Annotated in this window: 14 protein-coding genes; all 14 read left to right on the forward strand. The window is 47.8% G+C overall.

The features are described 5' to 3' along the window. Positions 1-6 precede the first annotated feature (6 nt). The 14 genes from fliG (at position 7) to flhA (ending at position 13,275) form a co-directional block, all read left to right on the forward strand. Positions 7-1,047 carry a flagellar motor switch protein FliG gene (gene fliG / locus CA267_RS14345; RefSeq protein WP_075610579.1) on the forward strand — a complete coding sequence of 347 codons (1,041 nt, stop codon included), beginning with the start codon at positions 7-9 and terminating at the stop codon, positions 1,045-1,047. Between the two features lie 21 nt (positions 1,048-1,068). Beyond that, positions 1,069-1,848, forward strand: a complete 780-nt coding sequence (fliH, locus tag CA267_RS14350) for a flagellar assembly protein FliH (RefSeq protein WP_075610578.1) — start codon at positions 1,069-1,071, stop codon at positions 1,846-1,848. Beyond that, positions 1,841-3,175 carry a flagellar protein export ATPase FliI gene (gene fliI / locus CA267_RS14355; protein WP_075610577.1) on the forward strand — a complete coding sequence of 445 codons (1,335 nt, stop codon included), beginning with the start codon at positions 1,841-1,843 and terminating at the stop codon, positions 3,173-3,175. The genes fliH and fliI overlap by 8 nt, the downstream gene beginning before the upstream one ends. Before the next feature lie 5 nt (positions 3,176-3,180). Beyond that, positions 3,181-3,621 (forward strand): flagellar export protein FliJ, encoded by a 441-nt coding sequence (fliJ, locus tag CA267_RS14360; protein WP_075610576.1) that lies wholly within the window; start codon positions 3,181-3,183, stop codon positions 3,619-3,621. A 163-nt stretch (positions 3,622-3,784) separates the two neighbouring features. Then, positions 3,785-5,566 carry a flagellar hook-length control protein FliK gene (locus tag CA267_RS14365; RefSeq protein ID WP_075610575.1) on the forward strand — a complete coding sequence of 594 codons (1,782 nt, stop codon included), beginning with the start codon at positions 3,785-3,787 and terminating at the stop codon, positions 5,564-5,566. 89 nt (positions 5,567-5,655) lie between these two features. After that, the gene (gene fliL / locus CA267_RS14370; protein ID WP_075610574.1) at positions 5,656-6,180 is read left to right on the forward strand and encodes a flagellar basal body-associated protein FliL; all 525 of its coding nucleotides are present in this window, start codon (positions 5,656-5,658) and stop codon (positions 6,178-6,180) included. A gap of 13 nt (positions 6,181-6,193) precedes the next feature. After that, positions 6,194-7,252 (forward strand): flagellar motor switch protein FliM, encoded by a 1,059-nt coding sequence (fliM, locus tag CA267_RS14375; protein ID WP_075610573.1) that lies wholly within the window; start codon positions 6,194-6,196, stop codon positions 7,250-7,252. Positions 7,253-7,282: 30 nt separating this feature from the next. Then, positions 7,283-7,684 carry a flagellar motor switch protein FliN gene (gene fliN, locus CA267_RS14380; RefSeq protein ID WP_075610572.1) on the forward strand — a complete coding sequence of 134 codons (402 nt, stop codon included), beginning with the start codon at positions 7,283-7,285 and terminating at the stop codon, positions 7,682-7,684. A 28-nt stretch (positions 7,685-7,712) separates the two neighbouring features. Further along, positions 7,713-8,126 (forward strand): flagellar biosynthetic protein FliO, encoded by a 414-nt coding sequence (fliO, locus tag CA267_RS14385; RefSeq protein ID WP_075610814.1) that lies wholly within the window; start codon positions 7,713-7,715, stop codon positions 8,124-8,126. A 19-nt stretch (positions 8,127-8,145) separates the two neighbouring features. Further along, entirely contained in the window at positions 8,146-8,880 is a 735-nt protein-coding gene (fliP, locus tag CA267_RS14390; protein WP_075610813.1) for a flagellar type III secretion system pore protein FliP, read from the forward strand. 9 nt (positions 8,881-8,889) lie between these two features. Continuing rightward, positions 8,890-9,159 carry a flagellar biosynthesis protein FliQ gene (gene fliQ, locus CA267_RS14395; RefSeq protein WP_075610571.1) on the forward strand — a complete coding sequence of 90 codons (270 nt, stop codon included), beginning with the start codon at positions 8,890-8,892 and terminating at the stop codon, positions 9,157-9,159. Between the two features lie 4 nt (positions 9,160-9,163). After that, positions 9,164-9,946, forward strand: a complete 783-nt coding sequence (gene fliR / locus CA267_RS14400) for a flagellar biosynthetic protein FliR (protein ID WP_075610570.1) — start codon at positions 9,164-9,166, stop codon at positions 9,944-9,946. Between the two features lie 12 nt (positions 9,947-9,958). Continuing rightward, a complete protein-coding gene (gene flhB / locus CA267_RS14405; RefSeq protein ID WP_075610569.1) occupies positions 9,959-11,083 on the forward strand; it encodes a flagellar biosynthesis protein FlhB in 1,125 nt (374 codons plus the stop codon). Positions 11,084-11,175: 92 nt separating this feature from the next. Beyond that, positions 11,176-13,275 (forward strand): flagellar biosynthesis protein FlhA, encoded by a 2,100-nt coding sequence (flhA, locus tag CA267_RS14410; protein ID WP_075610568.1) that lies wholly within the window; start codon positions 11,176-11,178, stop codon positions 13,273-13,275. The last annotated feature ends 8 nt before the right edge of the window (positions 13,276-13,283 follow it).

Consider the following 13,283-nt stretch of genomic DNA (forward strand, 5'->3'; position numbering starts at 1 on the left):
GTTGAGATGGCTGATGAGTTAGTTCAAGCTGAAGAGCCGCGTTACGACGTCGCCAAGTTAATGGGCGTGGAAAAAGCTGCAATTCTGTTGCTTAGCCTTTCCGAAGAAGATGCCGCGCAGATCCTGAAGCATCTGGAACCAAAGCAGGTGCAAAAGCTGGGCAGTGAAATGGCAAAAATTGAGGATATGACTCAAGCCAAGATCACTGCCGTACACAAACACTTTATAGAAGAAATTCAAAATTACAGCACCATCGGCTTCCAGAGTCAGGATTTTGTAAAAAGAGCACTGACTGCCGCGCTTGGCGAAGACAAAGCCGCAAACCTGATTGATCAGATCATGATGGGGAACGGAGCGAAAGGTCTGGATTCGCTTAAGTGGATGGATTCAAAACAAGTGGCCAGCATTATTCGTAATGAGCACCCGCAGATTCAGACCATTGTGTTGTCTTATCTGGAACCAGAACAAAGCGCCGAAATTCTGGCGCAGTTCCCGGAAAAAGTTCGGTTGGATCTTCTTATGCGTATCGCCAACCTGGAAGAAGTACAGCCAGCAGCCTTGCAGGAGTTAAACGAAATTATGGAAAAACAGTTTGCTGGTCAGGCCGGCACTCAGGCTGCGAAAATGGGTGGCTTAAAATCTGCGGCGGATATTATGAATTATCTCGATACCTCCATTGAAGGTCAGCTGATGGACGCTATCCGTGAGCAGGACGAGGAAATGAGTCAGCAAATCCAGGATTTGATGTTTGTTTTTGATAATCTTGTAGATGTGGACGATCGCGGCATTCAAGCTATTTTACGAGAAGTTCAGCAAGATGCGCTGCTAAAAGCAATAAAAGGCGCTGATGAAGAATTGAAAGCTAAAATCACGAAAAACATGTCCAAGCGTGCTGCGGAAATGCTGATTGACGATTTAGAGGCCTTGGGCCCGGTACGTATTTCTGAAGTTGAAGCGGCTCAGAAGGAAATTCTGTCGGTGGCCAGACGCTTGGCTGATTCGGGCGAAATTATGCTTGGCGGCGGCGGTGGTGATGAATTCTTATAATCTGCATGAAACGAGCTGTTTATGAAGGACAAACGTCCGGGGGAAGAGGATTTTTCCCAAGCAAAAGCATGGGATTTGCCTTATGTCGAAGATGCTGCTCAGCGTAGAAAAGATGAGAAAACCAATGCGTTAAACCGTCGTAGCGACTGGAAATACGAACCACCTGAAGAAGAGGAAGAGTTTCATCCGCCAACGCTTCAGGAAATTGAAGCTATTCGTCAGGCCGCTTACGAGGAAGGGTATACCGAAGGTAAGCAAAAAGGCTATGAAGACGGCAAAGCCCAGGGCTTTGAAGAAGGTAAAGAAGCCGGGCATCGTGAAGGCCTGACTGCCGGTACGGAAGAGGGGCTTAGCCAGGGCAAGGAGCAAATAGAAAATCAGATAAGTGAATGGCAACAATTAACCGAGAAACTTCATGCTCCGCTAGCTCAGGTAAATGATGAGATTCGTCAGCAGCTCGCTCGTCTAGCCGTAACGCTGGCGCGTTCAGTGATAAAAACAGAAATCAGCACCAATGAAAATGTCATTCTTCAGGCGCTGGCAGAAGGATTAAAAGTGCTTCCGATTCAGGAAAATCAATATCAAATTCAAATGCATCCTGAAGATATTGCACTGGTGACTGACCACTTTGGCGAAGACACTGTGCGGGAAAAAAAGTGGAATTTTGTAGAAACGCCAGGAATGGAGCGCGGTGGTTGTGACATTGTCACCTCACAAAATGCGGTGGACGTATCTACGGAACGCCGCTGCAAAGATATTTTAGATAAATTTCTAATGGAACAGGGCCTTCGTGATGACTAGTCCGTGGGGCGATTATTTTCTTAAACTGGAAAAGCAGGTGCCTGCACCCCCGGTTGTGGCCGCTGGAAAACTGGTGCGTGGTATCGGGCTGACGCTCGAAGCCGTAGGATGCCAGTTGCCAGTAGGCAGCCAATGTATGGTGCAAACCATCGAAGGTGAAATAGAAGCGGAAGTAGTAGGCTTTGGCGCAGACATTACCTATTTAATGCCCACAGAAGCGGTGCGCGGTATTGTACCTGGCTCTCGGGTAATGCCGCTGAACCGCGAAAGCGGCTTGGCGGTAGGCATGAGTTTGCTGGGCCGGGTGGTCGATGGTAACGGCAATCCGCTTGACGGTTTGGGAGCTATTGTGGCCGAGGCCCGCGTACCAACCATTAAACCGCCCATGAACCCGCTTGCTCGGCGCCCAATCAGTCAGCCGATGGACGTGGGAGTGCGTTCCATTAACGCGTTAAATACTGTCGGCATGGGGCAGCGTATGGGGCTGTTTGCTGGTAGTGGAGTGGGTAAAAGTGTGCTGCTTGGTATGATGACTCGCGGCTGCAAGGCTGACGTTGTGGTGGTTGGCCTGGTTGGTGAGCGGGGCCGGGAAGTGAAAGAATTTATCCATGATATTTTAACTGAAGAAGAACGTGAACGCGCTGTGGTTGTTGCTGCCCCAGCAGATACCTCGCCGCTGATGCGACTCAAAGGCTGTGAAACTGCGGTCACCATTGCGGAGTATTTTCGCGATAAAGGCATGAATGTGCTGTTGTTAATTGATTCGCTAACCCGATACGCCATGGCGCAGCGGGAAATTGCCCTTGCAGTGGGTGAACCTCCAGCGACAAAAGGATATCCGCCTTCTGTCTTCGCCCGTTTGCCTGCGCTAGTGGAACGAGCGGGTAATGGCAATGAAAAACAGGGGTCGATTACCGCCTTTTATACCGTGCTTACTGAAGGCGATGATCTTCAGGATCCCATCGCCGATGCGGCCAGAGCCATTTTAGATGGACACATTGTATTGTCTCGAGCATTGGCAGATAGCGGTCACTATCCCGCTATTGATATTGAAGCTTCTATTAGTCGTGTAATGCCTATGGTCGTCAGTGACGAGCACTTAATGCAGGCCAGAAGAATTCGGCAGGTATATTCCAATTACAAGCAGAATCAGGATCTTATTGCTATTGGCGCTTACGCCAAAGGCTCAGATCCGCGTATTGACTTAGCCATTCGCGCTGAACCCGCCATCAAAGCCTTTTTGCAGCAGGGGACTAAGCAGGTGTTGCCGTATCCGGAAAGCCTGGAAGGAATGAGTGCGCTGGCGACTGGATTAGGTAAAGGTTAACGGATATGCGCCAACTCGAATTAGTTGCCAGATTTGAAGAAGAAAAAGAGCAAAAGGCCGCGCGAGCATTCCAGCTTGCCCAGCAGCATGTGCTCCAGCAAAAACAGAAGCTAACGAGTTTGCAACAATATCGGTTGGATTATTTGCGGCAAATACAGCAAAACGGCAGAGCTGGCGTTGCGGCCAAACAGTATCACCAGCATTTATCATTCGTCGGCAAGTTAGACAAAGCCTGCGAACAGCAAACGCAGTTTGTCTCGCAGGCAGCTATGGTTGCTGATCAGCGTAAACGCGTGTGGATGGAGCAGCAAAAGCGCCGGAAAGCTGTCGATATTTTAATAGATAAAAAGCAGCAAGAGGCAATTAACCGGGAAGCCCGCCGCGAACAATCTATGAACGATGAATTTGCCATGCAGAAATTTTTTCGCGCCAAATTGAACAAATAACTGCTTCTCCAATGGGTTAGAAAATTTGCGGGTGTATCTGCAAGTTTTTTAATCAGTTGGAACAGGAATTGCTCACTCCCCATTAAGAAAGACGATAATCATCCGTAGGCCGCCAAAAAATTTGCCGTTAGCCGTAAATCGGAAGCACAGGAATAGGGTCATTATGCAACAAATTGCCACCCAGCGTTCAGATATTGCCACTTTACCGGTAGATATTGAAGTACCGCAAGAAAAAGGTGTTTCATCTGAGAGCGGCAGTCAATTTACTGACATTATGCAACGCGCAGGCGCTGAAAAACGTGCTGAGAAAGGCGGGCAGCCGCACCCGTCCGATAATAAAAGAATTACAGAAAAGGCTGCAATCGACCGCCACGCTGCCAGTTCTAAAAGTCATAGAGCCGAACTGGACAAAGCTGCCGCGCAGAATCAGGATGCTAAACAAGCTCTGGCAGATAAAAACGAAACCGACTGGTTAGAATATGTCGATGCGGTGCGCAAGCTACAAGAGAAAGACAACGAATTGTCGGAAGAATCCGCTTTGGGTAGTGCTGAAACTGACGTTGAAGCTTTAGTGAAGCAAGAAAACGATCATTTGTTCGTTTTACCTGACGGTATGACGTTACAAGATGCTTCAGAATTAAAAGGTGACATTACTTCGATACCTGAGTTGCTAGCCAAATTGCAAGAGCTTCTGGCTCAGCTTGACGCTGAAGGCGCGACTGATGCTACCGCGGGAAGTGGCGAGTTGAGCGCTTCTGCTGAACTGGAAGCGCTGGCGGCAGCGTTACTGAATAAAATGGACGCTAACGAGGCAACAGGCAAGCAGACTGGTTTATCCACGTCCGAACTAAACAGCTTGATAACGAATTTGCAGTCAGCTTTGTCACAGGGCGCAACAGGTAATAATACCGCAGATGAAGAGTCTGCTGAAAACGCATCAGCGTTGTTGGACATGTTAAAAGCTGAATTGGCGGGGAAAACAGCCAACACAGCTCATAGCAATGCTAATGGCTCAGACACTTCGGCTTCGTTGAATATAGATCCCAATACTGCCAACGCCAGCATAACTTCTGCAAGCGGTGTGGATGCGGCAATGCTGTCAATGCAGGAGTTGTCGGACGAGGCTAAAGCGAGCGCGGCAGAAGATCTTGCCGAAAAAGTAGTAGCGCTGCTGCCTCCCTCAGCATCTGAGCAACAGCAACAGTCGGTGAAAACGGCTGTGATTGCTGGCATTAACGAAATTCAGGATCAGCTCGCTCAGGGACGGGAGCCAGGAATTAACCTACAGGACATGATAGCCCAAGCAATGAGTGAAGCGGATATTACGCTTACTCAGCAGATGAATCAGAGCATTGAGCAACAAATCAGCCAGTTGAACCTGGGAATAAATGCAGCTCAGATGGCTGTGGAACAGGCGAACAGTGCAAGGCACCAGGCGTCGGCGGATGTAGCCATTCAGGAAAATAATCAGATCCGCAGCGAAGCCAGTAAGTCGCAGCAGATACAGGACGGGTTTGAAAAACCCGTCAACATCCATCAGCCGGAAGGTCAGCAACAACTTAATGAAAAGATTCGCTGGATGCTTAACAGCCGCAACACCATGGCGGAGATTCGTCTTGATCCACCTGAAATGGGCAGTATGCAGGTGCGGGTAAATGTATCTGGCGATACTGCCAGCGTGAATTTTATTGTGCAATCACCGCAAGCTAAAGATGCACTCGCGCAGGCTGAACCCCGCTTACGGGAATTGTTGGCGGAGCAGGGCATTGAGCTGGGAGAATCCGTTGTTCAACAAGAAAGCCGGCAGCAAGGTGAAGATGGTGACTCTGGAAACCGGTCTGGCGGCAGCGGTGGAGGTTTTACCGAAGAGGAAATGAGTGACACCACAGTCATTGAGCAACCTCTTACTCACCGTGCGCAAGGTGGTATTGACTACTATGCTTAATATTCACCGTCTTACATTTCATTTGCGCAGAGATTGCCATTTATTTATGAACGTTGATAATACGGGCAAAGGCAAAAGAAAGGTAAACCATGGCTGACGAAGAATTACAGATTGAAGAAGGCGGCAAGAAAAGCAAAATGATGCTGATCATCATTATTGCGGTTGTGCTGCTAGGAGGCGGAGCGGCAGCTTACTTCTTTTTATTTACGGGCGATGATACGCCTCCTGCTGAACAAGTTGCAACCGGAGATGACACTGCTCCAGCGCCAGTTGCCAAAACGAAAAGTGAATTGGGCACAGCGTTGTATGTCGCAATGCCAAGACCTTTTGTATTCAATGTACCCGGCAACGGACGTGATCGCTTAGTCGAAATAAAAGTGCAATTAATGGTAAGAGGCGTTGATAACGAAGAAGCTGCCAAAAAGCATATTCCTTTAATTGAAGGCACTTTGCTACAGGTCTTTAGCGCCGGCACCGCTGATGATCTGATAACCGAGGCAGGGAAAGTGACCCTTCGGGAGCAGGCATTAACTGAAGTGCAGCGAGTGATGAAAGAAATTACAGATGGCAATGTAGTCGAGCAGGTGCTGTTCACCGGCTTTGTGATGCAATAACCAGGATGACACTGTGAGCGACTTATTATCCCAAGACGAAATTGATGCGCTCTTGCATGGGGTGGATGACGTCGATGAAGAAGATGTCAGCGATTCTGCCTCTGATGCTTCTGCGCTGGAATATGACTTTTCTTCTCAGGACAGAATTGTCCGTGGGCGCATGCCAACGCTGGAGATTGTAAACGAAAGATTCGCCCGGCATTTGCGGGTAAGTTTGTTCAATATGATGCGCCGTGCTGCAGAAGTATCAATAAACGGCATTCAGATGATAAAGTTTGGCGAGTACATCCATACCCTGTTTGTACCTACGAGCCTGAATATGGTGCGTTTTCGTCCGTTGAAAGGTACCGGATTAATTACCATGGAAGCGCGATTGGTGTTTATTCTGGTAGATAACTTTTTTGGCGGTGATGGGCGTTACCATGCCAAGATTGAAGGCCGGGAATTTACGCCTACTGAACGTCGTATTATTCAAATGTTGCTAAAGATAATATTTGAAGATTACAAAGAAGCCTGGGCGCCGGTCATGGATGTATCGTTTGAGTATCTGGATTCAGAAGTGAACCCTGCTATGGCGAATATTGTCAGTCCGACGGAAGTGGTGGTGATCAGTTCTTTTCATATTGAATTGGACGGCGGCGGTGGCGATTTTCACGTTTCGCTTCCATACTCGATGCTGGAACCTATCCGCGAATTGCTGGATGCGGGTGTTCAGAGCGACAAGGAAGATACTGACTTACGCTGGAGCAAAGCGCTACGTGATGAAATCATGGACGTTAAAGTTGAACTTAGCACCCATATGTTAGACGTAAATATATCATTGCGTAAAATTATGGACTTAAAAGCGGGCGACATTATTCCGGTAGAAATGCCCGAACACATTACAGTGCTTATCGAAGACTTACCTACATTCCGGGCGAAATTAGGACGCTCGCGTGATAATTTGGCATTAAAGATAACCGACAAAATAGCAAGACCTACCTCCGTAAAATCGGAGTTACAGTTATTAACCCGTGGCGGGCGTGTTATCGATAACGACGCGGAGCTACAAATACTTGAAGAAGATTTGTAATGCAGATTTTAAAGCAGATGAGGCATTTCCATGAGTGAAGAAGACGGTATGGATGATTGGGCTGCAGCCATGGCCGAACAGGCAGATTCCGATGAAAAGGCTGGCGGCGAAGGCGTTCAGGTTGCAGAGCTGGACGAGCTCTCCGATGACGCACCGATAACTCAGGAAGAAAAGAAGAAGCTGGATACGATTCTCGACATTCCTGTTACTATTTCAATGGAAGTTGGCAGAAGCCGGATTAGCATACGGAATCTGCTACAATTGAACCAAGGGTCAGTAGTGGAATTAGATCGCGTAGCGGGTGAACCACTGGACGTCTTGGTAAATGGCACGTTGATTGCTCATGGAGAAGTAGTAGTAGTTAACGACAAATTCGGTATTCGGCTAACGGATGTTATCAGTCAAATCGAGAGAATTAAAAAGCTTCGCTAAAAAGCTCGTACTAAGAAGGGGTTGCGCGCTGCTGCCCCTTACTTTTAGCTCGTTCAGCAATGCGCAGAGCACGCAATCCATCACTAATCCCACTTCTGTACTGTCAATTTTCCTATCGCTGTTATTGGTAGTTGGTATTATTTTTTCGTTGGCGTACCTCATGCGACGGTTTAATGTCACTCATAGTACCAATGGGCAAATGAAGGTGGTAGCCAGCATGATGGCAGGAACGAAGGAACGCATCATGGTTATTGAAGTCGGTGATGAACAACATCTGATAGGTGTGACTGCCCACAATATTAATCATTTGAGCAAACTGGAAACCCCACTGATTATCCCTTCCACGAAGGGCGGCGGCGATCAGTTTAAACAAAAGCTAATCAAGGCGATGGCGGGCAAGCTCAATCCAGCTGTAAAGGAAAGTGACGTTGAAAAGTCATAAAGTTATTGGGTATCTTTTTCTGGCCTTTGCTGCATTTATTTTTAGCAGCGAACCGGCTTTTGCGCAGCAAGGTATTTCAGCGGTAACGGTAAACACCAACCCCGATGGCAGTCAAGATTATTCTATGACGCTGCAAGCGCTGTTTATCATGACTGCACTGAGTCTCATTCCCGCCTTTATCATGATGATGACGTCTTTTACCCGCATCATTGTGGTGCTGTCGATTTTGCGTCAGGCGATTGGACTACAGCAGGCTCCTTCAAACCAGATTTTAATTGGCGTTAGCCTGTTTCTATCAATGTTTATTATGGCTCCGGTGTTTGAAGAAATTAACGTACGTGCGTTGCAGCCTTATCTTGATGAGCAAATTGGTTCAAAGGAGGCATTTGAAGAAGCAAAGGGACCTATGCGTGCGTTCATGCTGTCACAGACTCGGGTGAAAGACCTGGAAACTTTCGTCAGAATTGCAGGGGATGAAGGAAAGTATCAGGAACCCGAAGAAGTCCCTCTGACCATTCTCATTCCCTCGTTTGTGACCAGCGAACTAAAAACAGCGTTTCAAATTGGTTTTATGCTCTTTATTCCATTTTTGATCATTGATTTGGTGGTTGCGTCTATTCTTATGGCAATGGGTATGATGATGCTATCGCCCATGATTGTTTCTTTACCATTCAAACTGATGCTATTTGTGCTGGTCGATGGCTGGAATCTTATTTTTGGTACTCTGGCAACCAGCTTCGGTATGGGCGTCTAGGAGCATACTATGCAACCCGAAGTCTTTGTTGAAATCCTGCGCGAATCCATGTTTATGGTGATATTGCTGGTATCTGCAGTCATTGTTCCCAGCATGATAGTAGGGTTGATTGTAGCTGTATTTCAGGCTGCTACTTCCATCAACGAACAAACAATGAGCTTCTTACCCCGCCTGATTGTGACACTTTTAGCATTGAGCTGGGGCGGCAACTGGCTGGTACAGAAGCTGATGGATTTCACTTTTCATATGGTAGAACAGATTCCACAAGTGGTTGGCTAACGTCATGGACGTTGAACTGAACTCAATCATCCAGTTTTTAGCCGATATGATGCTGCCGTTTATGCGTATCAGCGGAATGTTCGCCACCATGATTGGAATAAGCGCTCAATCCATCCCACCGTCGGTTCGAGCTTTGCTTGCCGTTTTTCTTACGCTGGTAATTGTTCCTGTAGTCCCGCCAGTGCCGGTGACTGACCTGGTGAATGTCGGAACTTTTGTTTTAGTCATTCAGCAATTAATCATCGGCATTGCCATTGGCTTTGTGTCCATGATGGTGCTGAACAGTTTTGTTATTGCCGGACAAATTGTTGCCATGCAGACAGGTCTGGGGTTTGCGTCAATTGTCGATCCGGTGAACGGTATCAATGTAGCTGCGGTTGGTCAGTTTTATCTGATTCTAGCGACTTTGCTGTTCTGGACCCTCGACGGGCACCTCTCTATGATCCAAATGATCGTCATAAGCTTTGACGCATTTCCCATAGGCGACGGATGGTGGACGCCAGAGCAGTTTCGAGAAATTGCACATTGGGGAAGCTGGATGTTTGTGTCGGCCATTACGCTTTCATTAGCACCCATTGTCTCATTATTAATCGTGAATCTGGCCTTTGGCGTAATGACCAAAGCCGCCCCTCAATTAAATATCTTCAGTATTGGTTTTTCCATTGCTCAAATTATGGGACTCATTGTTATCTGGATAACTATGGATAATTTTACTGCTCACTTTAATACTCAGTGGGAACGCGCGCAGCAGTTTATGTGTGAACTACTGCGGATCTGCCCGACCTAAGGTTGACTCAATATGGCTGATTCAAGCGAAAAAACAGAAGACCCCACGGGGAAAAAAATCGAGGATGCTCGAAAGAAAGGGCAGATTGCCCGTTCCCGAGAGCTCTCCACCACGTTGGTTTTAATTGTTAGTGCGCTGATGTTTTTGATCATCGGCGGGTATATTGCTGAAGCAGTATTTGCGATGACGAAGCGTATGTTTACGCTTTCCCGCGACGAAACCTACGACATTACCCACATGTTTTCTGCCTGGGGCGAGGCGCTGGATACGGTGAGCGTACCAGTGATTATTTATATGGTAGTGGCTATGGTGGCTGGCGTTTATGGCTCTATAGCACTGGGCGGTTATAATTTTACCTGGGAATCTGCAGCACCCAAAGCCAGCCGGCTTAGTCCGTTAAGTGGCTTTAAGCGCATGTTCGGTGTTAATGCGCTGGTTGAGCTGTTAAAAGCTTTTGCAAAGTTTTTTGTTATAGGGGGGTTGGCTCTAGTTGCCTTATTGTATTTTAAGGAAGAAGCGTTGCATCTGGATGTGGAAATTTATCCGCTAAACCTGTTTCATGCCATGGAAATGCTGGAATGGGCATTTTTGCTTCTTACCCTGGGAATGATCCCCATTGCTGCCTTTGATGTGCCTTATCAAATTTATAAGCACAACAAAGAAATGAAGATGAGCAAGCAGGAAATCAAAGACGAGCACAAAAATGCCGAAGGCGATCCTATGGTGAAAGGGCGCATCCGCCGTCTGCAGTTCCAGGCTGCAGCACGTAGAATGATGCAGGAAGTTCCCCAGGCCGACGTTATTGTCACTAACCCGACGCATTTCTCTGTGGCCCTTAAGTATGATAACAATGGTAACCGGGCTCCGGTAGTGGTTGCCAAAGGTATCGATGAACTTGCCATGCATATTCGTAAAATTGCGACTGCTCACGATGTGCCTATTTTGCCGTCACCGATGTTAGCCCGCGCTATTTACTATTCCACCGAAGTGGAGCATGAAATTCCTCACAAGCTCTTTATGGCAGTGGCGCAAGTGTTGGCCTATGTTTTCCAGTTACGTGCTTTTAAAGCGGGTAAAGGGAAACGCCCGAAGCCGCTCAAGAAAGATCTTCCTATCCCGCCAGAGCTTCGCCACTAATTTTTCTTAAAGTCTCACCTTGGCACGGTAGTTGAACTACACAACGCAGACATATCGTACCGTCAATTTTCTGTTAGTGAGACTAAAACGCGATGGAGTTATCCGGATACCTGCAGCGGTTTGACAAAAACCAGATGCAAAAAATTAGCAGCGGGCTTGGCGCCCCAATCGTGTTGTTGGCAATTATGGGCATGGTTATTCTGCCCATGCCGCCGTTCCTTCTGGACGTACTGTTTAGCTTTAATATTGCGTTATCGCTGGTCATAATCCTCGTTGCCGTGATGACAGACAAACCAGTGGATTTCGGTATTTTCCCCCTCGTATTATTGATCGCCACCGTTTTACGATTAGCTCTGAATGTAGCGTCCACCCGCGTTGTCTTATTATACGGCCATGAAGGGGGCGCCGCAGCAGGACAGGTTATTGAAGCCTTTGGTGAGGTGGTCATTGGCGGTAACTATGCTGTGGGTATCGTCGTCTTTGCCATTCTGTTAATTATTAACTTTAAAGTAGTGACTGCCGGAGCGGGTCGTATTTCTGAAGTAAGCGCACGCTTTACTCTTGATGCGATGCCAGGCAAACAGATGGCGATTGATGCTGATTTGAACGCTGGCTACATTGATCAAGATCAGGCGCGTCAGCGTCGCGAAGAAATCACCGCCGAAGCCGACTTTTACGGCTCCATGGATGGTGCGTCAAAATTCGTAAAAGGTGATGCGGTTGCAGGTCTTTTTATCATGCTTATCAATATCGTCGGCGGCTTGTTCATCGGCATGTTGCAGCATGATCTGAGTTTTGGCAATGCGCTTGAAGTTTACACAATTCTTACCATCGGTGACGGTTTGGTGGCGCAAATCCCTTCACTGCTGCTATCTGTTGCCACTGCCATCATCGTAACCCGCGAAAACGAAAATCAGCAGATGGGTACGGAAATTCGCAAGCAGTTGGGCAATCAGCGCGCATTATATATTACTGCTGCCATCTTGTTTATCATGGGTATTGTTCCCGGTATGCCGCATATCGCGTTTCTTGGCTTTGCTGGCATTGTCGGCGGCTATGGTTACTGGCAGGGAAGACAGGCTAAAATTGAAGCGCAAAAACCTTCCACACCGGCAAAACTGCATGCTGATGAGCATGTCGCACCAGAAGTAAAAGAACTGGGATGGGACGACGTACAACAGGTCGATACTATTGGTCTGGAAGTGGGGTACCGTCTGATTCCGCTGGTGGATAAATCTCAGGGTGGAGAGCTGCTTACACGAATTAAAGGCGTCCGGAAAAAGCTTTCCCAAGAGCTGGGTTTTCTTATTCCGCCGGTACACATTCGCGACAACCTGGATCTAGATCCTAATGCTTACACGATTGCTATGCTTGGCGTGAATATTGGTGAGGCACAAATCAGTCACGATGAGGAACTGGCAATTAATCCCGGTCAGGTATTTGGTAAGCTGGACGGAAGGGTCACCAAAGATCCGGCGTTCGGCCTGGATGCAGTCTGGATCAAGCCTAAACAGCGTGAACACGCGCAGACGTTAGGCTACACGGTAGTCGATGCGGCCACGGTGGTGGCGACGCACCTCAGCCAATTGCTCACCAATAATGCATACCAGTTGCTTGGCCACGAAGAAGTACAGCAGTTGTTAGATATGTTGGCGAAATCCAGTCCCAAACTGGTGGAAGGGCTGGTGCCGGATATTCTGCCGCTAAGCACGGTAGTAAAAGTGTTGCAAACGCTTCTGTTTGAAGGTGTTCCCATTCGCGACATGCGCAGTATTGTGCAAACGTTAAGTGAATATGGCACCAAGAGTCAGGACCCGGATGTACTGGTATCTGCTGTACGAATTTCATTAAAGCGGCTTATCGCTCAGGAAATCTGCCAAGGCGGAAAAGAAATTCCCGTCATTACCTTGGCGCCAGAGTTGGAACAGATGTTGCACCAGTCTCTTCAAGCAGGAGGCGAAGATGGCGCGGGCATTGAACCAGGACTGGCCGAACGGTTGCAGCAATCGCTACAACAGGCAGGTCAACAGCAAGAACTGGCAGGCGAGCCCGCAGTATTGCTGACATCAGGCATGCTACGTCCAGTACTTTCGCGCTTCTTGAAGTATTCAGTATCCGGGTTACATGTTCTGTCTTATCAGGAAATTCCCGATGATAAACAAATCAGAATAGTTAGCTCAGTGGGTCAATAATCTGACGC

It is taken from the genome of Alteromonas pelagimontana (genome assembly GCF_002499975.2).
Taxonomy (GTDB): Bacteria; Pseudomonadota; Gammaproteobacteria; order Enterobacterales; family Alteromonadaceae; genus Alteromonas; species Alteromonas pelagimontana.